The organism is Paenibacillus sp. FSL H7-0690, from assembly GCF_037980415.1.
GTDB classification, from domain to species: domain Bacteria; phylum Bacillota; class Bacilli; order Paenibacillales; family Paenibacillaceae; genus Paenibacillus_AQ; species Paenibacillus_AQ odorifer.
Map to the genome: position 1 here is coordinate 3,744,730 of NZ_CP150281.1, position 24,716 is coordinate 3,769,445.

A 24,716-nucleotide genomic window follows, 5' to 3' on the forward strand; every position below is an offset into this window, starting at 1 on the left:
GACCGTGAAAAAATGCATCTATTTTCATAAGATTTCACTAAAAAAAGCACAAGCAATGTCATTTCTGACGAAAGCTCATGCTTCTTAAAAGGCTACGGCTTCAGAACAACCTTGATGCAATCCTCTTTTTTCTCACTAAAAACGTCATAGCCATGCTCCGCTTTACTAATTGGCAGGCGATGCGTAATGATATCTGTAGGATCAAATTTATTTTCTTTAATCATCTTATACAGCAACGGCATATAGTGAATCACCGGCGCTTGTCCCATCTTTAATGAAATGTTCCGTTCAAATAGCTGACCCAGCGGGAACATATTGTAATTAAGTCCATAGACTCCTACAAGCTGGATGGTTCCGAATTTACGTACGATATCTGCGGCCATTCTGAATGCACTGAGCGAGCCTCCTTGCAGCTTCAGAACCGTTTCCACTTTCTCCAAGGCAGATATTTTGGCATCTAGACCCACACAGTCAATAACCACATCTGCGCCCCCACGAGTGATCTCCTTCAAATGAGCCTCAATGTCCTTGATCTCTTCGAAATTATAAACTTCAACATTATTGGTCAGCTTCGCATGTTGCAATCGGTAGCCGATATGGTCAACAGCAATGACTCTAGAGGCACCTTTGATCCAAGCAAACTTTTGAGTTAGCAGTCCAACGGGCCCGCAGCCGAGAACAATGACTGTATCTCCCGGCTTCACTCCCGCGCTTTCTACTCCCCACCAAGCAGTAGGAACGATATCCGATAAGAAAAGAAGCCGCTCATCTTCCATTTCTGCATCCTCCGGAACGACAAAAGGGCCAAAATTACCATAAGGTACCCGCAGCAATTCAGCTTGTCCGCCTGCAAAACCGCCATAAGTATCGGAATAACCAAGATAACCGCCTGTGTCCTTGGCGTCATTAGCATTGTCGCATTGGCTCTCCATCTCATGCTGGCAGAAAAAACACTGCCCACAGGCGACATTAAAGGGGATGATGACTCGGTCACCTTTTTTGACTTTAGTTACGTCAGGACCCACTTCCTCAACAATCCCCATCGGCTCATGACCAATAACATAATCATCATGCATACCTGGAATTTCCCCGTTATAAATGTGCAGATCCGAGCCACAAATCGCCGTAGTGGTAATCCGAACAAGGATGTCATCTTTTTTCTCAAGCGTCGGATCAGCTACTTCTTTAACTTTCACTTTTTTCTTCCCTTGGTAGGTTAGTGCTTTCATGCTGTTAATCCGCTCCTTTGGAGATGGTCTAGAGATATAATTTTCATGCCTTTCTATGTTATATCCCTAAGCCCTAACCTCTTATCCATGAAGAAGCGGGGAATACATCATTAGTGCGTAATTATCAGTTACAGCTTCATCTCCAATTAGATCTCCAGAACGTGTATATACTTTTCGACTGATCTTGTTACTGCGTATATATCCGCCCCAAGGCTCTAGACTAATCCTATGATCACTTTCGTATACTTCATAATCATAAAGCGCCTGCTCATTGCATCTCCACTCCCCGTGTAAATGGCTATCGTCCAGCCAGAGCTTTAGTTGATACGTTTGAGCGGTGTTATTTTTTAATTGAAGATCCAAATAGTTATAAGAACAGGTCGCCCCGCTTCCAAAAGGTTGCGTACGTTGTTCATCTGGAAATACATCATAACTGTGACGATGCCGTTCCATAACGGTAAGTGGCGTATGCAGTGCCATCCAATAGATCAGATTAGACAACTGGCATAAGCCTCCTCCAACCCCGGAATGAAAACCACCATAATGCAGCACCATACCCTGCAGATACCCTTTTCGCTTAGTGGGCTTACCAATACTTCTCCAGTAGGAAAAAGTCTCCCCCGGGTGCACAACAAGTCCATCCAACTTCGCAATTGCCAGCCGTAAGTTAGTTATTTTATTGTATTGAAGCACCATATCTACATTCCGAAGACTTCTTAATAACGGGGTAGCATGAGTCATAGCTGCATAAGATAATGTTTCATCCGTACGCTGCCTCGCTATTTTGCTTCGTCCAGTGCACCATTTCAAATATCTTTTCCAAATAAAATATCGTTTGCCAGCAAACAATCTAAGGCGAGAACGCTGAATAGGCTTCATGGCAGCCTGGGGTGTATTCATCTAGAACTGAACCTCGCTTTCAGCTCGTAACTGGGCGAATCTACCTCCAATTATCGCATTATGATGCTTAACGATCTCCCTACTACTCAGAACCCCATTATCAAAGGTGCTATGAGCGTCTGAGACCAGTACACTTTTATATCCCATGCTGTATGCGCGTCTTATTGTCGTATCCAGACAGAATTCACTTTGCATCCCACAGATCACCAGATCCGTGATCCCGAGCTTTTGGAGTTCATCTTGCAGTTCCGTTCGGTGAAAAGCATCCCAAGTAGGCTTCTCAACGATAACTTCGCCTTCCTGCGGTGTGATGCGGTGACTGATCTGCCAAGTGGGTGTACCTTTTGTGTACTCCTCATCTTCGGTATGTTGAATATACACAATAGGAGTACCTGCTAATCGAGCTTTTTGCTGAAGGGAGACAATCCTTTCCATCACACCCTCTTCATCGTACAGCTTTAGATCATAGGAGAACATGGCTTCTTGAACATCGATAATTAATAATGCTGTTGATTGTTCCAAATGAATAACCTCCAAGAGCTTTTTTCAAAATCATACCAGAAACTGGGACAGACTATCTACCTGCTAGAAGTTACAAATGTTAAAACTAAAAACCGAGTATCTGTAAGCAGATACCCGGACGATTTCATCAATCATTTATTTGCCACGCTTATTATGCCAGATCAATGCATGCAGCTGTGGAAGTACACGAACCTTGTTCATATCCGAATCCACGATTACTTTATTAAACAACCACTCCAGCCTTCCCAGAAGTCGAGCAGAAATGTTGCCCTCTTCCGTGACATCATCATTACCAGGCTGCAGAAAGAGCTGCACATTCGGATATCGCTGGTGAACGTTTTTCGCATAATCAAAATCCTTATCATCAAACACTACGACCTTCAAGCTATGCGTAGAACGACCCAGTTTCTCCATCTTACTCATGATGTTATCTAGCATTTCCCAATTCGTTGTCATTCCTGAGCTTGGGGGTTTAGGACTGATTGTCAGCACATCCACGTCATTGAACCAATCCTGCCATTTACTCCCCTGAGTTTCTATCGCTGCTTTTATTCCACGCTCATGAAGCAGTTTGATGAAGGTACCCATTCCTTCACCAATCAAGGCAGGATTACCGCCTGAAATCGTAACACAGTCGAAATTATCTCCAGCTAACGCCAATAATTCATTTATGATTTCTTCTGATTCCATCATGCGAACCTTATTCTTAGCCGTACCATCCCAAGTAAAAGCGGAGTCACACCAGCCGCAACGATAATCGCAGCCATAGGTGCGGACAAACATCGTCTTCACTCCAATTACCGCACCTTCGCCTTGAATAGTTGGACCGAACATTTCAATTACAGGAATCTTACTCACAGTCACAGCCTCCATACAAACGGTAGGATGGCCCTTCATCCGGAACATCTTCAGCCAGCACCTCTGCCCAAGAGGTTGGAGTCTCCCATAGCTTTACCGAGTACAAAGGCAACCCTGCTTGCTTAAGCTTGTAGGCAATATATGAAGACATATTCTCCACTGTGGTGCGGAAAGACAACAAGGCTACTTTGGAGCCCGTATTCGTTAACGTCTCTAACACAGGTTCATTTCCCATGGCAAGAAAAGCGTGATCTAAACGATCTACAAGGCTTTGTTGTACTGTCATTTTGATATCGCTGAAATCAATGACGAAGCCTTCATCCGAGTGGCCTTCCGCGGCCATAGGTTTGCCCTTAAGCACTACTTCGAGCTTATAAGTATGTCCGTGCAGGTTGCTGCATTTCCCTTTGTGTCCCACTAACTGGTGTGCCGCATCGAACGTAAATATTTTGCAGACTGAAACCTCGTTAAGCATTAAGAACCGGCCTCCATTCTCTCCGCCTCATATTGCTCAAGACCACGCTGACGCAATAGACAGGCTGGACAAGTACCGCAGCCACTGCCAATAATACCGTTGTAACAGGTCAGTGTGTGTTCGCGAACATAATCAAAATACCCCAGTTCATCGGCCATTTTCCACGTTTCTTTTTTATCCAGCCACATTAGGGGAGTGTGGATCGCAAACTCATAGTCCATAGATAAGTTCAGCGTAACATTCAATGATTTCACAAAAACATCACGGCAGTCCGGATAACCGCTAAAGTCCGTTTGGCAAACCCCAGTGACGATATGGGAGTACCCCAGTTGTTTAGCTAATATTGCGGCAAAAGATAAAAACAACAAATTCCGTCCATCAACGAAAGTACTTGGAAGCTCATCTCCTTCACCAGCCACGATATCTATATCCTGACGGGTAAGTGCATTGGGAGCCAGCTGATTGAGCAGCCCTAGATCAAGAATATGCTGTTTTACATTAAACTTAGCTGCTATCGCTGTTGCAACTTCGATTTCAGCCGCATGACGTTGATTATAGTTGAAGGTAACTACCTGCACTTCCTCATACTGCTGCAATGCCCAAACCAGGCAAGTGGTGCTATCTTGTCCGCCGCTGAATACGACGAGTGCTTTTTTGTTCATATGAATCTCTCCTTATCACAAGTTGGAATTTAGCGGTTGTCCACTTTTTCTGGATAGAGGTCGTGATTGATTAAGCGGTGTTCCGCCATCGCCTCATACTTCGTACCCGGTCTTCCATAGTTGCAATAAGGATCAATTGAAATGCCTCCGCGCGGAGTGAACTTGCCCCATACCTCAATGTAACGCGGATCCATCAGAGAGATCAGATCATTCATAATAATGTTGACACAGTCCTCATGAAAATCACCATGGTTGCGGAAGCTAAACAGATACAGCTTTAATGATTTAGATTCCACCATTTTTTGTTCAGGAATATACGAAATATACAGCGTGGCAAAATCCGGCTGACCCGTTACAGGACACAAGCTAGTGAACTCAGGGCAGTTGAATTTAACAAAATAATCACGCCCGGGATGTTTGTTATCAAACACCTCCAGAATGTCTGGATCATAACCAAACTTGTACTGTGTTCCCTGATTACCAAGCAAAGTAACTTCTTGCATTTCCTCTTTCAATCTTCCTTCTGACACGACAAAAAACCCCTCTCTTTTCCTTCGGCCTTGGCCGGTAATGGAAAGAAGAACGAGATTTCGAAAACTTGGCTCCACTAAGAAGAAACGGAAGCAACGTCCGTATAAAGGACAGCAACCGCTTGTACTGTTTAATATATTCTTAGTTTTTTATAGAGGGAGTTCGCGAACCTCTCCTGCACAACTTTAGCGCAGACTTCTTCTTAAAGCATATTGCGTCTTGAACTATACCATGGGTAGCCCGCTCCTGACAAGTTCTACTCTTTACTGTTATCTTATACAGATCAGCAAATAACTCCAGATTAACGTGGATAGACCTGCGTATGTAGAGATTAGGAAGCTCAAAAACCACGCCAATTTGATCGCGAATTTCTTTTTTAATCACATGAACTATTCATATGGTTAATTAATATGTGGCAAAAAAAAGGATTCAAATCCTAAGAAAGGGGTAACTTATTCATAATAATCTTCGAGCTAAGGGTGGGAGCATATTATGGAGCAAAGTATACAGCAGCTTATGGATTGGCTTAACAATCATTTAAATGAAACAATCGCTATTGAAAAGAAAGAACTTCGTGATTTGGATAAAGTTCATTTCAATTTAGAGTCCGTAGATTTCCGGAGTGCAGACGATGTCATTGATGAATATCTTGGAAGTGCACTGATATTAAGAGGTTTCGGCAGCACACTTAACGCCGATGGTGAACTGGTATCCCTGCCACAATCCACTTATGATTTAGCTGTTGAAGGTCTTCAAATCGTAGACTTAGCCGACCGCAAGGCAGAAATAACTACGGACAGAGCTAATTACACCCTTTCAGTAGATTAAACGAACATGATTATGATAAGCAAAAAGAGCCCACAGCGATCTGCGGGCTCTTTTTGCTTATCATTTATTCTTCTCCAATGATCTCCACTTCAGTTTCCAGCTCTACACCGAATTTATCCTTCACAGTCGCTCTTACATGGTGGATTAGCCCGATGTAATCACTGGCTGTTGCATTATCTGCATTCACAATAAATCCCGCATGCTTCTTGGATACCTCAGCACCGCCGATTCTTGTACCCTGTAAGCCGCTCTCTTGAATTAACTGACCTGCAAAACGGCCTGGAGGCCGCTTAAACACACTCCCACAGGATGGATACTCAAGCGGTTGCTTCGATTCACGTAAATAAGTTAGTTCATCCATTTTTGCCTTGATCGTTAAAACATCACCGGAAGTCATAGCAAATTTGGCCTCAAGTACAATATACTCACCGCTTGCGAATACACTTTTTCTGTATCCCCATTGCAGCTCATCTCCTTGCAGAGTTACCAATTGCCCGTTCTTATTTATAGCTAGTGCACTATGCAGGACATCTTTGATCTCACCGCCATAAGCACCTGCGTTCATATAGAGCGCTCCACCAACTGTTCCTGGAATGCCACAGGCGAACTCAAGACCCGTAAGCTCCTTATCAAGCGCATATCTGGAAACATCAATTATTTTGGCACCACATTGCGCATATAAGAGATTGTCGCGAATTCCCATTTCGGTCAGTCCTGCCGTTTGCAGAACGATTCCACGTACCCCTCCATCACGGATAATCACATTGGAGCCATTCCCAAGTACCGTAAGGGTTATCCCATTTTGTTCTGCATATGTAACAATCTTTTGAATTTCATCATAAGTAGCTGGTGCAGCCAAAATATCAGCTTTTCCGCCCATTTTAGTGTACACGTGATCTTTTAAATTCTCATGACTTTTCACTATTCCTGCAGTCATTAGCTGCTCTAGATCATCTTGAATTTTGTCAATATTCATGTTTTCATGCTCCTTTAACCATGTATAAATGATGGTCCTTGATCTATTTTAAAGAGTTATTATGAAATTGTAGGCAACCACAACTGTAACAACGAACAGGCTCCCTTGTCAATGACGGGAGCCTGTTCGTTGTATGATTTTAGATGATAATTACACAGCTTTATAGGCAGCAAGCTCGTAAGGAAGACACAGTGGCACACCCGTACGTGGATCCGGAACGATATCCGCTTCAATTCCAAACACTTCCCGCAATACATCTGGTGTCATAACCTCAGTAGGTGAGCCTTCGCTAACTACAGTACCGGACTTAATCGCTACCATATGCTGCGCATAACGAGTAGCATGATTCAAATCATGCACGACCATGATAATGGTACGGCCTTCTTCCTCATTCAGCTTTTGCAAAAGTTGAAGAACTTCGAGCTGATGCGCCATATCTAGAAACGTTGTAGGCTCGTCAAGGAATAAAATATCTGTTTCTTGAGCCAACGCCATAGCGATCCAAGCGCGTTGACGTTGTCCACCAGAGAGACGGTCAATAGGGCGATCATGAAAAGATTCCATGCCCGTAACAGAGATGGCGTTGGAGATGATGTTGCGATCCTCTGCGGTCATCGTGCCAAATCCCTTTTGATGAGGGAAACGACCGTAGCTGACCAGCTCAGATACCGTCAGACCGTCAGGAGCCGTTGGGTTCTGCGGTAGAATCGCTAGCTGACGAGCAACCTCTTTAGTTGAAAAGTTATGGATCGATTTGCCGTCCAGCATTACGGTGCCACTCTTCGGCTTCATAATCCGGGCCATCGTTTTGAGGATTGTAGATTTACCGGAGCCGTTAGCGCCCACTAGTGCGGTGATTTTCCCCGTAGGGATAGACAAGTTCAATCCCTTAACTATAGTAGCCTCAGCATACCCAATACTTAATTCTTCTGTATTCAAACGTTCTGACATGATCTACAACTCCCTTAAAAGTTTTATGGAGCTATGCTCCTAAGTATGAAATAATTTACGCTTTCGACTTGGCGAGTAAATATAAAAAGTAAGGTGCGCCAATAATCGCAACCACAATGCCAGTCGGAACTTCCGCAGGTTGCAGCACCCATCTGCCGATGGTATCAGCGGTAATCATAAGAAGCGCCCCTGTCAAAGCACTAGCAGGTAATAACACCTGATGGCGGGGTCCCACGAGCCTGCGAGCCAGGTGTGGTGCTATCAGGCCGACGAAGCCAATACCTCCACTTACCGCGACGCAGGAGCCGGCAAGCGCTACGGCTGTTACCAGAAGGAGAATACGTTCCTTCTCCACACGCATTCCTAGACCTAATGAAGTATGGTCCCCTAGATTCAATACATTTAGAACCCGGGCTTTATAGAAGGCGAACGGTAACAGAATCGCGATCCAAGGCAGCAAAGCAAGGACGAATCTCCAATCCCCACCCCATATTTTCCCGGCGATCCAAGTAGCTACAAATTGATAATTATTAGGATCAAGCCTAAGTGCCAATACAAGCTGGCAAGCATTGATTCCTGCAGCGACCGCAATCCCGATAAGGATCAGCCTTGTAGGAGACAGACCATCTGCCTTCCGGTAGGCAAGAATATAGATTAAAGCTGCGGTCAGGCCAGCCCCACCAAGTGCTAGGAGAGGCAAGACAAATACCGGAGCTGCTGTTGTAGCCGGAAAAAACGAGATAAAAATGATTACCGCAAAACCTGCACCAGCACTTATGCCCAGCGTAGCCGGTTCAGCGAGTGCATTACGTGCGAGACTTTGTAGAATACAGCCCGATACTGCAAAGCCCGCTCCAACTAACAATGAAATTACGATGCGGGGTAATCTGAAATCAAATAAAATAAGCTTTTGCTGATGTGTTCCATCACCCATGAGTGTATGTAATACCTCTAGTGGGGATAGACGCATAAACCCTGTATTCATACTGACTATAAACACAACGACGATCAGTATAGCAAGGAGTGATAACACCGTTAGGGCGCGTGTGCGGCGTTCTTTTTCATCTGGAGTAAGGGTTAATTTGGGCATTACAGCTCCCCCTTCCGCTTACTCGCTAAATAAATAAAGAACGGTACGCCGATGATGGCAATTAAAGCTCCTAGCGGTGTCTCATAAGGTGCATTTATCATTCTTGCGGCAATATCTGCAAAGATAATCAATAAGCTCCCTAGAACTGCGGAGCAAGGGATAATCCAGCGGTAGTCCACTCCAACGAAATAACGAGTAACATGTGGAATAATTAGTCCTATAAAAGCAATCGGGCCAACCGTTGAAACCGCACTTCCAGCTAAGATAACCACAACAATCATACATGCCAATTGAACTAACCTTGTCCGCTGCCCCAGACCAACCGCTACTTCTCTTCCTAAGCTGAGCAATGTGACGGATCGTGATAACATCATCGCTGCAATTAAGGCTACGGCCACCCAAGGGAATATAATCTTGATCTGAGTCCAGCTAGCTCCCCCCATCCCACCAGCTAACCAGAAGGCTATGTCCTGAGATAAGTTGAAAAGAATAGCTACTCCCTGACTAATAGCAACCAATAAAGCACTAACTGCCGAACCTGCTAATGTCAATCGCAAGGGGGTCAGGCCATTAAAAGAAAGCGAACCGATTCCGAATACGATAAAAGAGGCCACAGCGGCACCGATAAAGCAATACAACATTAGTGAAGTGAATGAGAGTGAGGGTGCAAAAGCAAATACTATGGCCAGCGCTACCCCTGCTCCTGCATTCAAACCTAACAGCCCTGAATCCGCAAGCGGGTTTCTTGTCATCCCCTGCATGATAGCCCCTGCTACTGCGAAGCAAGCACCGACTAAGGCGCCAGCAATAGCACGTGGAAATCGCAGTTCTCTAATCACCTGATGTTTTTGTAAATCTGGATTGAAATGAAATATAGCTTCCCATACCGTAGCTAACTTGATATCTGCCGCACCCACTGAGACCGAAAGTGCCAATCCGAAGGCAATGGCAGCAAGTCCAAAAATAAGAATACCAATGGCAGCTGCCGGTCGGGTATGTAGAGCTTTTTTGGGTTCATTTTTAATACGATTTGCGAAATCTGAGGGTGAAACCATGAGTCGTCTCCTTATTCAATAGTTACAATGGTTTATATGATAACAACAATCATTCTCATTATCGCAAAAATATTTATGTTGTACAATTGCAGGAACGATTTTTCCGTACTATGGGATTGGTTTATAAAAAAATGGTGCAGATCTTTGTATCCCGAGATACTTGATCTGCACGCCCTTCCCCACCGAAATGATCAGTCTCATTCATGGTGAATTACGACTTTTATTTCACAAGACTTTTTAGCACATCGTCAATGATTTTGCTGCCAGCGTTCGCCCCACTGTAAAGCCAGCTGCTTGTTGAGCTCATTTCATGCACATTTCCAGCTTTTACAGCTGGGATGCCCTTCCAGATTGCACTATCTAGGATCTCCGAACCTTCAGTCTTATCACTATTTACAAGGAAAATATGATCTGCGGTCAGCTCAGAAAGCTTCTCTAGTGAGATCGGATTCCAAGTTGCTCTTGTTCCTACTGGGATCTCTGTTACTAAGTTAGGCAGCGTTACGCCAAGGTCTGTATATAATACAGCTCCACTGCTGCGGGTTTCGTCTACAATATAGAAGTTTTTTTGCACCAACCATAAAATAGCCGCGGACTCTTGTCCAATAGCTCCTGTAAGCTGTTCTTTCGCAGCCGCTGCTTTAACATCATAATCTTTAATGGCTTTTTCTGCTTCAGGGGTTTTGTTCAAAATCTCACCCATCTTGAGCAACGATTTGCGCCAATCTTGATTTAGTTCATCCCCAATTACATAAGTGGGTGCAATCTTATTCAACTGATCGTAAATCCCGTTCTGAACAGAAGACTCCGATGGGATGATAATAAGATCCGGAGCAAAGCTGGTTACAGCCTCTAACGGAAGGTCGTAACTAATTGTAGGAACATCCTTCAATTCAGTGGCCAGATAATCCTGAACGCCATTTGTAACTGACCATTGAGCTACTGGAGTTACACCCAGAGTTACCAAAGAGTCTTCCAAATATGAACCCAGAACGCGCTGTGGATTAGCCGGAATCGTTACTTTATGACCCATTGCATCTGTTAACGTCTTAGGTGCAGCAGGTGCCTCTGTAGATTCTGCTGTAGGCGCTGTTGTAGGCGCTGTTCCTGCATTTGATGAGCTTTCAGCATTATTATTACCACAAGCGGAAAGTATTAGCGTCATCACTATTAGTCCGCTCATCGTCACTTTCATGCTTCCTGATCTTTTTCTGTTAAGCCAAAACATTAAAAACCCTCCTATATGTAACTGCTTTGATATTCAAAGGTGACCTTTACCTCTGCTTCACTTTTAAATGATATTGATTCTCATTCTCTGTGTCAACATATAAATTTCAAATTCTGTGGATTTGCAACAATTTCCTTCATATAAAATACAAAAGAGGTTATATTCCGAACGTTCCGGATATAACCTCATCTTTAATCTTCTACTTATTTATTTAAATGATACGGGACAGTCGCTACTACAACGTCCTTTTGATTCATTAGATACGAGCGGATTAAAAAGCTGGTCTGATTATGAAGCACGGCTTGCCACCAATGTTTGGTAATAAACTGTGGAATCAGAATCGTGATGTGATCCGTCGCAGCGGTCTTCCACTCTACCGTATCGATAAACTTCACTAACGGACGAATGATACTACGATATCTGGAACGAAGTACAATCAGGCGTACACCTGGATTCCATTCCTCCCACCGTTGCTCCATCTTATGAATGTCTTCTTCATCAAAGCCTACATACACAGCAACAACATTATCTGTTAGAGACTTCGCATAGCTGATGGAATGTAATACAGCACGTGTAACCCCTGCAACAGGAACAACTACAGTACTTCCTTTAATTACAGGTTTATCCGTAGCCGGACATATACGCAGTTGATCCGCAGTGTTCAAATAGTGCTTATGAATACGGTGGAACACGAACATTACAGCAGGTAAGAAAATGAATGCCATCCATACGCTCGAGAATTTAGTAATGATAAATATAAGCGTAATCGTCAATGTAGTCAGCATACCGATGGTATTTACTACAAATCTTTTCACCCATCCAGCGGGTCTTGTTTTGATCCAATGCACCATCATCCCCAGTTGGGATAAGGTAAAAGGAATGAACACGCCTACCGCATATAGTGGAATCAAACCTTCCGTATTCCCATGGAATGCAGTCACAAGTATGATAGACATAACTCCTAGAAAAATAATGCCGTTTGAGAAGCCAAGGCGGTCACCACGGACCATAAATGCATGTGGCAGATATTTATCTTTTGCAAACATAAAGGCAAGCAGCGGAAACGCTGAATATGCTGTATTAGCTGCCAAGAACAAAATCACTGCTGTAATCCCTTGAATGAAAAAGTACAATCCGCCACGGCCAAAGGTCGATTCAGCGATCTGAGAGACAACCGTAGCCTTTTCATCTGGCACAATCCCATACCAATACGCCAGCACAGTGATTCCGGTAAACATAAAGCCAAGGATAAGTCCCATGATCATTAGCGTCTTGGCTGCATTCTTCTCAGCGGGTGCTTTAAAGTTTGGGATCGCATTAGATACGGCCTCAACCCCCGTTAGGGCTGAACAACCAGAGCTAAACGCTTTTAATAGTAGAAACAAACTTACATTAGATACGGCGCTGCCTATTTCAGGAACATTCGCATGCGCGCCACCCATTGCATATTTAACGATACCGGAGATAATCAGAACAACAATCGAAACCACAAACAAATACACTGGAATTGCGATAAATGAAGCCGATTCAGTCACTCCGCGAAGATTAATGATTGTTAATAAAACGATAACAGATACAGCGATGAGAACAGTATGATTATGAAGACTTGGAAAAGCCGATGTGATCGCATCCGTCCCTGCCGAGGCACTAACCGCTACGGTAAGAATGTAATCCACCAATAATGAACCCCCAGCGAGCAGCCCTGTCGGAATACCAAGATTACTCTTGGCTACGATATAAGCTCCGCCTCCTTGCGGATAAGCAAAAATCGTCTGCCGATAGGATAAAATCAGGATGGCCAGCAGGCCCAATACGGCTAATGCAATTGGCAGGGAATACCAGATGGCAGTAAACCCGGCAGCCACTAGTACAATCAGAATTTGTTCCGTTCCGTAGGCTACAGACGAGAGCGCATCAGAAGACAGAACAGCCAGTGCTTTAACCTTGGATAACTTTTCATGATCGAGTTCATTCGACTTCATCGGACGTCCGATCAATAGTCGTTTTACCTTGCTTACCATGGTGGATACAGTTCCTTTCTTTGGGAGCTGAAACGGAATTTCCGTGCGCTGTTTTCATCGGTGGATTTCATAAATGCAGACACAAAAATAAGCATACGGAAATGATCCGCATGCTTATGCATGGTCATTTTCCCACCTTGCTTACGAGGTTAGCTGGCGGATTCGGGCTGTGGTTATAGCCCTACGGTAGAGGTCTGTTCGACCCGGTTCCGATTCACCCCATTGGCATGAATGCCAAGTTTGGTTCCCCCGTTTTTCCTAAGAAAATTCAGCGCATATTCAACTTCTCACAAGGTCTAATATTAGTCTACAAAGTGCCTACAGTAAAGCGTTGAAAAAAATGAAAAAAGAATGAAAAAACATCCAATAAGCTCAAATATAGCGTCTTATTGGATGCTCTCTTTCATTATCTTCAATTATCCCTCTAGCCCGTGATTTTAATACCTTTTCAGCTTTTTTGTAACTTCCAAAGTAAATACTAAAATCCTAAGCTCTCCTCAGCATCTACTTCAATCACTTCTTCTTCCCTACGTCCATACCAAAGAAGGAGACTTATTAGAGCAAACGCTATTAAAGCTAACAAAGGAATCGTTATAAATCCGAAGTAGTTCAAGTAATCTTTATTACAAGGAACACCAACTGTACAAGGTAGAACTTTACTTAATGCTGGAATCTTCTGTTCCGCATAATGATAGATTGAGATACTGCCACCAATCAAACTTAATGGAAGCACATAAGGAATGATGCGCTTATCTCCACGGAAAGTGGCAATTCCCAACAAAAATAACTGCGGATACATAAAAATCCGCTGAAACCAGCAAAGCTTACAAGGTTCATACTTCAAGACTTCACTTAAATACAAGCTACCAGCTACAGCAACCAAAGAGACGAACCAGGCCAGATAGAGGCAGTTACGCTTGCAAAAAGATAGGAATTTTGTCACTTTGCCTCCACTGCTTTTGCGGCGGTGTTAATTTCAGATGTAATCGCTTCAATATCGAAAGGTTCAGCCGTTTTCACTCCATTAATGTAGAGCGAAGGCGTAGTTGTCACGCCTGCGTCAGTTGCCAACTGAATGTCTTTCTTCAGCTCATCTGCATAAGTTTTCTCTTGGATGTCTTTACGCAATAGATCGTAATCGATCGCTAATTTCTCTTTTTCAGCAAGGCTTACCAAGAAATCCTCAGTGGCCCATTCCACACTCTCATCCCCTTGCTGCGCATACACAGCATCATAGAACTTCCAGAATTCATCCTTATTCTGATGGTATACAGACAATGCAGCTAGTGAAGCTGTCTCAGAGTCAGGACCAACGAAAGCCATATTTACAAAGTAAAGAGCTGCTTTTCCCTCGTTGACAAAATCTTGAACAATTTTCGGTTTCATGGAGCCAGCAAATTGGGAACAAGCTGGACATTTGAAATCACCAAATTCAACAAGCTTAACAGGTGCATCCTCATTACCAATCCTAGGTAGCTCACTATAATTGAATTCTACCGGTTCTCCTGTAGAGACATTCTTTGCTGCATCTTTCGAAGCTAACATAAACAATCCAACAAAAATGATAACTACTACAGCTATTGAACTAATAACTAAAATTCTCGTTTTCTGCTTCTGTTGCTCCTGTTCTACCCGTCGTTTCTCTTGTTTGCTCAACTGGGGAACATTTGGACTTTTTTTAGGTTTACTCAAGGAGAATTCCTTTCTGTCCTCTAGGGACTAATGTAGTTTTTATCATATACATTTAAAATTATATAATTATTAATCTCTTTTTGGCAAACAGTATGGTCAAAAAAAACAGCGTAACTCCAAAAGGAGAAACGCTGCTCTTATTTTAAAAATATATAATTCCATTAAGCTCCAGCTTCTTCATTCAATAACTGTAACCGCAATAGCTTAATTCGAGAAATTCGCTTATTCTCAGTCTCTTCTACAATAAATAGATGATCATCAAATTCTACGGATTGCCCTTTTTGAGGTGGATTAACCTCCAATTTAGAATACAGCCAGCCGCCTATCGTATCGTAATCCTCAGTCTCCATATGAAGACCTAAAAGATCATTAATCTCTTCAATAAGCATCAAACCGTCAATGGAGTGTTCATCCTCGCCAAGCTTCTCAACACCGGGACGTTCCTCATCAAATTCATCCTGAATTTCTCCAACAATTTCCTCCATGATATCTTCCAGTGTCACCATTCCTGAAGTACCCCCATACTCATCGATCAATATGGCGATTTGTGTCTTCGCGCGCTGCATAACTTTCAGCAAAGCACTAATCTGAATGGATTCCGGCACGGTCAATATTGGACGAATTAATTTCTGATAACTTTGTGGACGATCCTTAATTAAGTCCTTTATATGGATGAAGCCTAAAATATGATCCTTATCACCGTCACAGACGGGATAACGTGTCCTCATGCCATCATAGGCAATCTCAAGGTTCTCCTCAGCAGAAACATGATTATTCAGACAGATCATCTCTGTCCGCGGAATCATGATCTCCCGAGCCATGGTATCCACAAATTCAAAAATATTGTCAACTAACGCCATTTCAGTATTATCTATAAAGCCGCTTTTGTTACTTTCCTGCATGATAATACGAATTTCTTCTTCCGTATGCGCCGTTCCCAGCTCTGAAGCCGGGGCTAATCGGAAAATTTGCAGTAAACCACGCGCCAGCCCATTAACGATCCATATCACTGGATACATGATTTTGTAAAATACATTCATCGGTCCTGCTGTTAGTAAAAGGACAGATTCAGCCTTGTTAACAGCAATGGTCTTAGGTGCAAGCTCACCTAATACGATATGCAAGATAGTAATGAACATAAGAGCAATAACCAAAGATACAACATTAACAGCAGTTTCTCCTAAACCTATGCTTCCTAATAAAGGCCCGATAAGATTAGCTATAGCTGGTTGACCCAGCCACCCTAACGCAAGCGAAGCCAATGTAATGCCGAGCTGACAGGCTGAGAGATAGCCATCCAGGTTGCTGACAATGCTTTTTGCATTAAAAGCTTTTTTACTACCTTCTTCAATCAGGGTATCAATTCTACCACTTCGTACTTTCACCATTGCATATTCGACTGAAACAAAAAATCCGTTTAACAATACCAACAAAATAATAAGACCAACATGTAATATACCGGGTAAAGGGTCGCTCAATTTATACTCCTATCCACCATTTTCCGTACATGGATGGATAGGCCCACCTCCTTCGTTTTTTCAGAGTATTGGCAAAATGCTTGCCGTTTGTTCCTTTCAGTATCAATTTCCCAATGGTTTCATCTCCAGTCTAGAATCACGTTTTTGAATATATACTTTATTATATTAATATATTGGGGCAAACCGCAAGCATGCGTGTCCTTTTGAAAAAAAATGGGCGATGATTATCAAGATTATTCCATAAATTCATCACAAATAAAAAGAACTCCTAACCTTTTGGCGTTGGAGTTCTTCTCATCGAAGATGGATTAAATTTAGCGACAATTTCTCATCGTTGGAGGATTGCCAATTACACCTGGGTATTGGTAAGTAAGGGGCTCATCGAAGGTAGCATAATCAAAATAAATCATAAGTAAGACGGTACGTTGGCCGGTCGCAGGGTCACTGATAATAATGTGGTCACGGCCTGCCGCTTCCAGCACACCCTTGTAAACTTTGGCATTCCAGTCTTTGTTATTCTCATAAGTAAAATAAAACGTACCTACTTTTCCTAAATTCAGGCGGAAAATATTCTCAATGTAGGATTGTTCGAACGTTTGTGGTGGGTTCTGAACTACTACTCCCCCTGGAGTCATTGGACTGCCACTGCTTACTTGGGGTGGCATGCTGCCCATGCCTTGCATTCCTGATGACATCGGCATTCCGGAAGACATTGGCATACCTGAAGAAGAGACACTACCGATGGTATAAGTTACGGGGCGGTAAGGTTGAACGATCATTTACTGAAACCTCCTAAATGTTTATCGGAGCATAGGCTCCCTTGGACACTAATGAAACTTACATTTGGGCACAATTGAAATCACACTAACTTTCTGTGAGAATTACTCATTTTATTGAGTAATTCTCTTTGCACAGTTACCATGCTAATTGCCGATAAATACAGTCGGGCAATCTTCTCCGGTCGGAGTAAAGAAGCAATGGGCTTTAAAGCGGCCTGTGTTTTGTTGGTTATACCAGGTTGCAGGACAATCACCTGCGGGTCTGAAGAACCACAAAGCATTGGTAGCTGGCCAGGTTCTTTCACCAGCAATTACACGTTTGGCTAGACGGATATCTGCTTCTCTGGCTCGCTGGTAGAAGTATCCCTTCTGCGGCGCTTCGAAACCTCCAGGACTTTGATAGACCATATCATTCACATTCCGAATGTTATTAAAGTCCAAGCAATTGCCAAGAATCCGGTTGACGCCAACATTGCCGACCATGAGCATGCCGAGATCTCCATCTTCCTCAGCTTCCGCTCTCATCAACCGCGCCAGCACCTTCACATCTTCCGAGTTCGTTTTGATGACGGCCACGCTGTCTCCTCCTTGGGGTCACTTCTTGTAGCAACCTCGTTCTTAACTGCATGCTGTATAGTATGTGCATTCGCCTAAGAGGTGACAGTTCCCGCCTATTTTTTAGAGTAGGGATCTTTCCTTTTAACCACTCAGCAAATCCCCATTATCTACACTCTAAGCTACGTATGTCCATATGCTGCGTATGTCCAATTACATTTGCGCACAGCGTCGGTGTCGGGGTCGGTGGCAGCATCAGAGTTGACGTCGGGGTTAGCTCAGTGCCAGCATCAGAGTCGACATCAGTGTTAGAGTCGAATCGGTGCTGGAATTGGTCTCGGTGTTAGCAACAATTATCAACGTCAGCTTCGATGTTCTTGTTAACGACAGCTTTAGCATCAGAGTCCACGCCGGTGGTAGCGTCGAACGGTGCTGGAATCGGGCTCGGTGTTAGCAACAATGTCCATGTTAGATCGATTTTCTTATTAGCAACTGCGTCAATGTCAGCACCCGCTCAAAAGGCGCTATCGGACACAGCTGACCTTATTCGCGATATTAATCCACTTTTCGGATTCTAACGGACCCCAAAGCCCCTATTGGCCCGCAAAGCAACGATTATAAGCCTCTTTCTAATGAATAGCTGCATTGGAGTCCGAAACTAGGCTCAAAAGACTGTGAATTTGCAAATAACGTCATCTGGGTCCGCAAGGTGAGAGGGTAATGAAGATCTGACACTTAATAGATGATCGCACCTATAGTGAGCTTTGAGAGCTACGGTATCAGTGAGCTTTGAGAGCTTCAGATCAATGAGCTTGAATGGTACATAACCAAAACGAAAACAGCGATCCCCATGAGCATGAGGATCGCTGTTTTGATTTAATACAAATGACTACTCCGCAGTTGAGTATTGTGGCTGTCGTTGGAATCCATGATATCTGGTTCCTTGATAAGTAAGCATTCCTCTATCGCCTTCTGCACTCAAGCCATATTCATGGCCATCTACTTTAAATTCCATGCGACTACCACCCTCCAGCTCGTACGTTAAATAGTAAGTTGTACTTGTACGAGTTGAGCCATTCTCTTCCTGAAGCTGCTGCTGTCGTACTTCAGTCCGTTTGCTAACGATATGTGCAGGGATTGTTAGTATGGGGGAGCCATTGTTCCTGCCCCATTGAAGCAAGCCCCTGCCTGCTGATATAGCAAGAATACCAATCATAACAACGATAAAGATCGGCATCACCGTTCCGGCAAAATCAAACATCCATGAAAGATCCGGGCCCATTCCCATGACAGTTTCCCCCTTCTTCCTCTTGTTATTCAGCCTAATTGCTGCGTTCTGGTACTTCTGTACATGTATATGCCTCATCTAGTCCAGAAAGCATTAAATAAGTGAGACTAGATGCAAAAAAGACCACTTCGTTTTCTTAGAAATCAAGAATTCGAGTGGTCTCTATACAGAGTTTTCAGTTATTAAATTAAGCATGAACTAGGTCTAGCAATTTCTTAGTTTCGTCCGTCTGATCGTCTAACATTCCATTCTCAGCCCAGCAAGCTCTGCATTGTTCTTCAGTTTCACAAAGATGAGCGTCATCACAGTTGTAGCAAAGTTGCAAAAGGTTTCTTGTCATATAATCTGTTTCGAATGTTTTCATTGTAATCTCTCCTATTCGATGTCTGAGTTTGTGAAAATTTGAACTTGTTTTCTATGTGTTAAATATATCACAGGATTCTTTAAATGTCATGTGATTTTTTTCACATTTATAAAGAAAATTTTAAATAAGTTTTTTCCTTATATTCAATCATTCACAAACAACAATACCCCCCCACTCTTCTAACAACAAAAGAACCTACCATCAGGCAGGTTCTTATTCCTTATTACATTACGCGCCAGCTGATACCACCATTCGTAGTCTGTAACAGTATCGAGCGCTTGTCCTCTTTTTTCTCAATCAAAAGCCACCCCACCTCAGTGGAAAAAAACTGCAGCTTTACAATCTCCGGATATTCCAAAAGCTTAGATCGCAGTACACTGCTCTCTTTAAGAGGTAACCAGGTCGCTCCTTGATCAATCGTATGGTAAAGGGTGTCGCCGAGTATGGTCCAACCGATCTGTGAATTCAAAAAAGTCGGAGCAATTAGACGATTAACACCAGCTTGTGCGTTCAATCCAAAGGAAGCGAATTTCCAATTAGCGCCGCCGTTAGCTGTAAAATAGCCATGGTAAGTGATCGTTTTTTCTTTATCCTTTTGACAGCCAACAGACATCCAACCAGTAGACTTAGTAGCATCGAAGAACTCCGGTTTGCCAGTAATTACTCGGTCACAATCTTCTAAACGTTCGTTAACTAGAAAAGCTGGCCCGAGACTCCAGCTCTTACCGCCATCTTTTGTCATAAAGATTTTGGGAAGAGCACCTGTCTGTAGTGTCACAAATCCATGTGTACTATTGCGAAAAATCATTCCAGTGGTGACCCCGGCAAACGGTATCGAATCATTTGGGAAATTCGGATTGTATTGCTCATTCTGCATCACTTCTTCCCAAGTGGCCCCACCGTCTGTCGTTGAAAAAAGTGCCTTGTTCTCTTTATTGGAAGAAGCGTTCCATGAGGTCATCAGCCAACCCTTTCTGGGTGAGTTGAAATATACAGAGGATACTGTATTCACATCTCCTAAAGATGAGATTTTCCAGCTTTGGCCACCATCTGTGGTTCGCAGCACAATCGTTTCTGTCGAGCCAAAAGCACTTCTTATAATCCAACCATGAGATGGATCCGTGAAGAAAATCCCCTTCCCATACACAGGATTGGAGAGGAACTGCACATTTGGTGCTGGTGAAATATTAGCCCAAGTTGCTCCGTTATCCCGGGTCAAGTACAACCGGAGTTCGTTTTTGGTAACCCCCCAGGCCAGACCCTCACTTTCACTAAGTAGCTGAAAATCTGTAAGACGAGTCTGAATTTGATATTTCGGAGCGCTATCATTGTCAATATGATTGGCGTCTGGAGTAATCAGGGTTATCGTCTGACCTTCTTCAGGTGCCTCTGTCGGCTGGGGCTGCTGAGTAGGTTCCGGGGGAGGAGATGAACAAGCCGTGACCACCCACGCTAACAAAATCAGCATCAATATTAATCTTATTCCCTTCAATCCAGCAATCTTAGATGCCAATAACCTCTCTCCTCTCGGATGGATTGAATCTTATTTATGATTCAAATTACTATTACGATAGCCATATAGTGCATAGATTAGAAGTCCAACAACTGTCCAAATTAGAAAACCAATCCAAGTCTCACTTCCTAGATTATACATCAAAATACCACAAGTTGCCGCACTTAACAGCGGAATGAAAGGTACCCAAGGAACTCTGAACCCTCTTTTTAAATCCGGATGAATATATCTAAGCGCGATTACCCCTAAAGACACTACAAAAAAGGCAAACAATGTTCCTATGCTTGTCAGATTTGCCAACCGGTCCAGTGGGATGAAACCCGTTAACACAGCTATTAAGATACCTACCATCCATGTGCTTCGTACAGGTACCTGTGTTTTAGCATTAATCTTAGATAAACTTATGGGCAGTAGGCCATCACGTGAGATGGCAAATAACAGCCGAGTTTGACCGAATAACATCACGAGCAGTACCGTAGTCATTCCCGCAATGGCTCCAACAGAGATCAGACCGGCAATCATATCCTGATTTACAAAGCGAAGCGCATAAGATACAGGATCACTAACATTGAGATCAGTATATGGAACAATACCCGTTAATACGAGTGAGACAAGAACGTACAAGACCGTACAGATAGCAAGGGATGAAATAATTCCAATCGGCAAATCGCGTTGGGGTCTTTTCACCTCTTCAGCAGCGGTTGCTAGCGCATCAAAACCTATGTAGGCAAAAAACACTGTGGCCGCGCCATTGATCACGCCATGGTACCCAAAAGGGAGAAACGGAGTCCAGTTCTCTGGCTTCACATAGAAAAATCCTGTTACGATAAATAGAAGCACCACTGCTATTTTGATAAAAACCATGATTGCGTTAAAGCGTGCCGTTTCCTTGGTTCCCCGAGTCAGTAAATAGGAAATCAACAAAATGATGATTACTGCAGGCAGATTTATTATTGTACCCGCTTCTGCATTATAAGCCCCCGATAGTGCGGTTGGAAGATGTATCCCAAAGCCCTCTAATAACCCCTGAAAATACCCTGACCAACCGCTGCTTACAGCCGCTGCGGCAACTCCGTATTCCAAGACAAGATCCCAGCCTAAGATCCAAGCTAATAGTTCTCCAAAGGCTACATAACTATAAGCATAAGCACTCCCGGAAACAGGAATGGTCGAAGCAAATTCCGAATAACATAATGCCGAGAGCACACAGGCAAACGCCGCTAGTAAAAAAGAAATTATAAGACCAGGACCTGCATGTTCTGCTGCGGCAACTCCTGTCATTACAAAAATACCTGTGCCGATAATGGCTCCTACCCCAAGCATTGTTAGATCCAGGGCACCCAACGTCTTGTTTAACTGCGTCCCCTCAGAACTTGTGGGTATGTGTAGAGCCTTTTTACGAAATAAATCCATCCTTACATTCTCTCCTGTCTAGTCTTGCTAAGATAATGAAATAAAAATCACATTTTAGTATGGCCTTAATTAGGGTAATGCATTAAATAAGATCAGCTTGAAAACACTACCGTTAACGATTATGATGGACAAGATTGAAACCAAAAATTTGAAATATTAAGGAGATGGAGACATGGCCCCCCCAAAACCCAATCGGGTCGTAGTTATCGGTACTGGAGCAGTTGGTACAACTACAGCCTATACATTATTGTTACGTAGACGTATGCCCGAACTCGTACTTATTGACGTTAATCATCAGAAAGCACTTGGCGAAGCACTGGATATGAATCACGGCATGCCTTTTGTCGGTGGTGTGAAGTTATGGGCTGGTACTTATGAAGACTGCCGTGAAGCAGATATCATTATAGTCACTGCCGGTGCATCACAAAAACCGGGAGAAACCCGGATAGATCTGCTTCGTAAAAATATTTCGATTTTTAAAGATATCATTGAAAAAATTACAAAGTATAACCAACATGCCATTCTACTTATTGCAACTAACCCTGTAGATATTCTGTCTTACGCGACTTTGAAAATAAGTGGGTTTGACCGCAGACGTGTAATTGGTTCTGGTACGGTACTTGATAGTGCTCGTTTTCGTTATTTGATCGGTCTTCACAAAGAAATCGATCCTCGCAGTATTCACGGACAGATCATCGGTGAACATGGAGATTCAGAGCTTCCGGTTTGGAGTCTTGCGAATGTAGCTGGGATTGATCTTGGTTTTGACGAAGCAGAACGCGAAGAAATCTTCCAAGATACCAAGAATGCAGCCTATGAAATTATTGATGCCAAAGGCTCAACCTCTTATGCAATAGCTCTTGCACTGGACCGAATTGTAGTCTCCATTCTTCATAATGAAGGCGCCGTGTTGAATGTTTCTACTTTATTAAACAACTATAACGGGGTTTCGGATGTCTATCTCGGTGCACCTTGCGTAGTAGATCGCTCGGGTGTTCGGCAGGTACTGGACCTCCCACTCAATGAAACCGAACAGGCTTTATTCCAGAAATCCGCTGAGAAGCTAAAAGCAGAAATAGCTAAGCTAGAATTGTAAGCGTATATGGCTGGAAACAGCCTTTTTTGAATACAAAAGACACAAGAAACCGTCCTTTTTATGCGTGGAGCGTTGCCTCCACTATGAAAAGGACGGTTTTTAATATAACACGAATTAACTTAGCCTGCCAATGACAAAAAGATCCTATAGCAGATCAGGCTCACCTGAAATTCCGGATCTTTTTTATCAATTTATTTAGTGATAGGTTGCTTGTAATATTCTTTGAGAACTTGTTCGGCTTTTTTGCCATAAATATCAAAACCACGGTCAATGGAAGCCTCTTCCAAGGCATATAATTTCGTGCTCCAGTCCCACCAGAAGTAACCGGCAAACCAAGGTTCATTCCAGAATGCTTCCAGCGCTGACCGATAGAAGTTGGCTTGTTCATCTTCTGAATACGGTAAGTCTGTGTATGTAAAGTCCCATGGCATGGTGGCACATCCATGCGCACTTCGGCATCCAATCTCGATGAATACGAGAGGCTTGCCAAATCGCTCAGAAAGTGACTTAAGCCGCGGTTTCTGCCGCTCCCAACCTGCCAGCATATTCTCATAAGAATCTCCCGGCACGGAAGCTACCGGATAATAAGCGCTGGTTCCGATAAAATCCACCTCATCCAGCCACTCGATTCCTTCTTCTTTGCCATGATTAGCATTATAAATGATCGGTCCTGTATAAAGATTGGTGACCTCTTGAATCAATTGTCTCCATTCCGCAGTTCTAGACTCTGTGCCTACCATTTCGCAGCCGATACAGAACATCTCACATTCAAGCTCTTCCGCCAACTCTGCATAGTGTTTAATGAAATTTGTATAAGAACGGAACCATGCTGCCCAATAAATCTCTCCCTCTTCCGGAAATCCAATCCTAGCTCTCCAAATGCCATCCCTCGAATTCACAACAGGTTTAAGACAAACTTTAAGACCAAGCTGTTTTGCCTGTTGTACCGCATGTGCGAGATCACGATCTGTCACCGTGTAACCGTAATCATAATGAATTTCTGTTGAATGCACTGTGTCTTGCCATGTCCAAAAAGATAAGGCGATCCATTCACTTCCTGTCTCCGCCAGCTTTCTCATCGAATCTTCTGCATATTCTGTACGGTATTCACCTCGTTTTGATCCCCAGCCATAAGTCATCCCTTTTAGAAATACATCCTTCACGATTAGGACCTCCTATAAAAAACTCTTAATAACTGTTAGAATAAATCAA

Annotated in this window: 25 protein-coding genes and 2 riboswitches; of the genes, 2 read left to right on the plus strand and 23 right to left on the minus strand. The window is 43.3% G+C overall.

What is annotated here, in order from left to right:
* Positions 1-92 precede the first annotated feature (92 nt).
* From MHI32_RS16435 to queF, 7 genes are all read right to left on the minus strand, one after another.
* Positions 93-1,229, minus strand: a complete 1,137-nt coding sequence (locus MHI32_RS16435) for a zinc-dependent alcohol dehydrogenase (RefSeq protein WP_076126685.1) — start codon at positions 1,227-1,229, stop codon at positions 93-95.
* 81 nt (positions 1,230-1,310) lie between these two features.
* Positions 1,311-2,129, minus strand: coding sequence for a VanW family protein (locus MHI32_RS16440; protein WP_076126687.1), 819 nt, complete (start codon positions 2,127-2,129; stop codon positions 1,311-1,313).
* Complete coding sequence (locus MHI32_RS16445) at positions 2,130-2,651, minus strand: cysteine hydrolase family protein (protein ID WP_076126689.1); 522 nt, start codon at positions 2,649-2,651, stop codon at positions 2,130-2,132.
* Positions 2,652-2,786: 135 nt separating this feature from the next.
* Entirely contained in the window at positions 2,787-3,509 is a 723-nt protein-coding gene (gene queE, locus MHI32_RS16450) for a 7-carboxy-7-deazaguanine synthase QueE (protein WP_076126691.1), read from the minus strand.
* Positions 3,502-3,984 (minus strand): 6-carboxytetrahydropterin synthase, encoded by a 483-nt coding sequence (locus MHI32_RS16455; RefSeq protein WP_036687544.1) that lies wholly within the window; start codon positions 3,982-3,984, stop codon positions 3,502-3,504. Before MHI32_RS16455 ends, queE begins: the two co-directional genes overlap by 8 nt.
* Positions 3,984-4,646, minus strand: coding sequence for a 7-cyano-7-deazaguanine synthase QueC (queC, locus tag MHI32_RS16460; RefSeq protein WP_076126693.1), 663 nt, complete (start codon positions 4,644-4,646; stop codon positions 3,984-3,986). Before queC ends, MHI32_RS16455 begins: the two co-directional genes overlap by 1 nt.
* Positions 4,647-4,675: 29 nt before the next feature.
* Complete coding sequence (queF, locus tag MHI32_RS16465; RefSeq protein ID WP_036687775.1) at positions 4,676-5,149, minus strand: preQ(1) synthase; 474 nt, start codon at positions 5,147-5,149, stop codon at positions 4,676-4,678.
* Between the two features lie 163 nt (positions 5,150-5,312).
* Positions 5,313-5,356, minus strand: a riboswitch (PreQ1 riboswitch).
* A gap of 313 nt (positions 5,357-5,669) precedes the next feature.
* Between queF and MHI32_RS16470 the strand changes: the two genes are divergently transcribed.
* On the plus strand, positions 5,670-6,005 hold the full coding sequence (locus MHI32_RS16470; RefSeq protein WP_036687547.1) for a hypothetical protein: 336 nt from the start codon (positions 5,670-5,672) through the stop codon (positions 6,003-6,005).
* 64 nt (positions 6,006-6,069) lie between these two features.
* Here MHI32_RS16470 and murB read toward each other — a convergent pair whose 3' ends face one another.
* From murB to MHI32_RS16545, 15 genes are all read right to left on the minus strand, one after another.
* Entirely contained in the window at positions 6,070-6,981 is a 912-nt protein-coding gene (murB, locus tag MHI32_RS16475) for a UDP-N-acetylmuramate dehydrogenase (RefSeq protein WP_076106777.1), read from the minus strand.
* A 150-nt stretch (positions 6,982-7,131) separates the two neighbouring features.
* On the minus strand, positions 7,132-7,932 hold the full coding sequence (locus tag MHI32_RS16480; RefSeq protein ID WP_036687549.1) for an ABC transporter ATP-binding protein: 801 nt from the start codon (positions 7,930-7,932) through the stop codon (positions 7,132-7,134).
* A 55-nt stretch (positions 7,933-7,987) separates the two neighbouring features.
* Complete coding sequence (locus MHI32_RS16485) at positions 7,988-9,022, minus strand: iron ABC transporter permease (RefSeq protein ID WP_076126695.1); 1,035 nt, start codon at positions 9,020-9,022, stop codon at positions 7,988-7,990.
* Entirely contained in the window at positions 9,022-10,077 is a 1,056-nt protein-coding gene (locus tag MHI32_RS16490) for an iron ABC transporter permease (protein ID WP_076217749.1), read from the minus strand. Before MHI32_RS16490 ends, MHI32_RS16485 begins: the two co-directional genes overlap by 1 nt.
* A gap of 220 nt (positions 10,078-10,297) precedes the next feature.
* A complete protein-coding gene (locus MHI32_RS16495; protein WP_081387190.1) occupies positions 10,298-11,305 on the minus strand; it encodes an iron-hydroxamate ABC transporter substrate-binding protein in 1,008 nt (335 codons plus the stop codon).
* A 203-nt stretch (positions 11,306-11,508) separates the two neighbouring features.
* Complete coding sequence (locus tag MHI32_RS16500; RefSeq protein ID WP_076126699.1) at positions 11,509-13,326, minus strand: APC family permease; 1,818 nt, start codon at positions 13,324-13,326, stop codon at positions 11,509-11,511.
* A gap of 124 nt (positions 13,327-13,450) precedes the next feature.
* A riboswitch (cyclic di-AMP (ydaO/yuaA leader) is annotated at positions 13,451-13,610 on the minus strand.
* Between the two features lie 194 nt (positions 13,611-13,804).
* Positions 13,805-14,269, minus strand: a complete 465-nt coding sequence (locus tag MHI32_RS16505; protein ID WP_076126701.1) for a disulfide oxidoreductase — start codon at positions 14,267-14,269, stop codon at positions 13,805-13,807.
* Entirely contained in the window at positions 14,266-15,018 is a 753-nt protein-coding gene (locus MHI32_RS16510; protein ID WP_081386224.1) for a DsbA family protein, read from the minus strand. Before MHI32_RS16510 ends, MHI32_RS16505 begins: the two co-directional genes overlap by 4 nt.
* A gap of 161 nt (positions 15,019-15,179) precedes the next feature.
* Entirely contained in the window at positions 15,180-16,496 is a 1,317-nt protein-coding gene (locus MHI32_RS16515; protein ID WP_036687555.1) for a hemolysin family protein, read from the minus strand.
* 314 nt (positions 16,497-16,810) lie between these two features.
* Entirely contained in the window at positions 16,811-17,275 is a 465-nt protein-coding gene (gene gerQ / locus MHI32_RS16520; protein ID WP_036687556.1) for a spore coat protein GerQ, read from the minus strand.
* Between the two features lie 144 nt (positions 17,276-17,419).
* Positions 17,420-17,851 carry a cell wall hydrolase gene (locus tag MHI32_RS16525; RefSeq protein WP_076126705.1) on the minus strand — a complete coding sequence of 144 codons (432 nt, stop codon included), beginning with the start codon at positions 17,849-17,851 and terminating at the stop codon, positions 17,420-17,422.
* Between the two features lie 868 nt (positions 17,852-18,719).
* Positions 18,720-19,112 (minus strand): DUF2500 domain-containing protein, encoded by a 393-nt coding sequence (locus MHI32_RS16530; protein WP_036687780.1) that lies wholly within the window; start codon positions 19,110-19,112, stop codon positions 18,720-18,722.
* Between the two features lie 193 nt (positions 19,113-19,305).
* A complete protein-coding gene (locus MHI32_RS16535) occupies positions 19,306-19,482 on the minus strand; it encodes a hypothetical protein (protein WP_169744776.1) in 177 nt (58 codons plus the stop codon).
* Between the two features lie 223 nt (positions 19,483-19,705).
* Positions 19,706-20,995 (minus strand): hypothetical protein, encoded by a 1,290-nt coding sequence (locus MHI32_RS16540; RefSeq protein ID WP_081386226.1) that lies wholly within the window; start codon positions 20,993-20,995, stop codon positions 19,706-19,708.
* A gap of 30 nt (positions 20,996-21,025) precedes the next feature.
* Positions 21,026-22,408: an amino acid permease gene (locus MHI32_RS16545; protein WP_076126707.1), complete on the minus strand. Its 1,383-nt coding sequence runs from the start codon at positions 22,406-22,408 to the stop codon at positions 21,026-21,028.
* A gap of 172 nt (positions 22,409-22,580) precedes the next feature.
* On the opposite strand from MHI32_RS16545, the gene MHI32_RS16550 reads away from it, so the two are divergent.
* Complete coding sequence (locus MHI32_RS16550) at positions 22,581-23,504, plus strand: L-lactate dehydrogenase (RefSeq protein WP_036687562.1); 924 nt, start codon at positions 22,581-22,583, stop codon at positions 23,502-23,504.
* A 191-nt stretch (positions 23,505-23,695) separates the two neighbouring features.
* Here the strand turns inward: MHI32_RS16550 and MHI32_RS16555 are convergent, their stop codons facing one another.
* Positions 23,696-24,667 carry a glycosyl hydrolase family 53 gene (locus tag MHI32_RS16555; protein WP_340010294.1) on the minus strand — a complete coding sequence of 324 codons (972 nt, stop codon included), beginning with the start codon at positions 24,665-24,667 and terminating at the stop codon, positions 23,696-23,698.
* Positions 24,668-24,716 lie beyond the last annotated feature (49 nt).

Coding starts and splice junctions, on each gene's coding strand:
- MHI32_RS16435 (WP_076126685.1), bottom strand. CDS start 1,229: ATGAAAGCACTAACCTACCAAGGGAAGAAAAAAGTGAAAGTTAAAGAA.
- MHI32_RS16440 (WP_076126687.1), bottom strand. CDS start 2,129: ATGAATACACCCCAGGCTGCCATGAAGCCTATTCAGCGTTCTCGCCTT.
- MHI32_RS16455 (WP_036687544.1), bottom strand. CDS start 3,984: ATGCTTAACGAGGTTTCAGTCTGCAAAATATTTACGTTCGATGCGGCA.
- queC (WP_076126693.1), bottom strand. CDS start 4,646: ATGAACAAAAAAGCACTCGTCGTATTCAGCGGCGGACAAGATAGCACC.
- queF (WP_036687775.1), bottom strand. CDS start 5,149: ATGCAAGAAGTTACTTTGCTTGGTAATCAGGGAACACAGTACAAGTTT.
- MHI32_RS16470 (WP_036687547.1), top strand. CDS start 5,670: ATGGAGCAAAGTATACAGCAGCTTATGGATTGGCTTAACAATCATTTA.
- murB (WP_076106777.1), bottom strand. CDS start 6,981: ATGAATATTGACAAAATTCAAGATGATCTAGAGCAGCTAATGACTGCA.
- MHI32_RS16480 (WP_036687549.1), bottom strand. CDS start 7,932: ATGTCAGAACGTTTGAATACAGAAGAATTAAGTATTGGGTATGCTGAG.
- MHI32_RS16485 (WP_076126695.1), bottom strand. CDS start 9,022: ATGCCCAAATTAACCCTTACTCCAGATGAAAAAGAACGCCGCACACGC.
- MHI32_RS16490 (WP_076217749.1), bottom strand. CDS start 10,077: ATGGTTTCACCCTCAGATTTCGCAAATCGTATTAAAAATGAACCCAAA.
- MHI32_RS16495 (WP_081387190.1), bottom strand. CDS start 11,305: ATGTTTTGGCTTAACAGAAAAAGATCAGGAAGCATGAAAGTGACGATG.
- MHI32_RS16500 (WP_076126699.1), bottom strand. CDS start 13,326: ATGGTAAGCAAGGTAAAACGACTATTGATCGGACGTCCGATGAAGTCG.
- gerQ (WP_036687556.1), bottom strand. CDS start 17,275: ATGATCGTTCAACCTTACCGCCCCGTAACTTATACCATCGGTAGTGTC.
- MHI32_RS16530 (WP_036687780.1), bottom strand. CDS start 19,112: ATGGGCCCGGATCTTTCATGGATGTTTGATTTTGCCGGAACGGTGATG.
- MHI32_RS16535 (WP_169744776.1), bottom strand. CDS start 19,482: ATGAAAACATTCGAAACAGATTATATGACAAGAAACCTTTTGCAACTT.
- MHI32_RS16545 (WP_076126707.1), bottom strand. CDS start 22,408: ATGGATTTATTTCGTAAAAAGGCTCTACACATACCCACAAGTTCTGAG.
- MHI32_RS16550 (WP_036687562.1), top strand. CDS start 22,581: ATGGCCCCCCCAAAACCCAATCGGGTCGTAGTTATCGGTACTGGAGCA.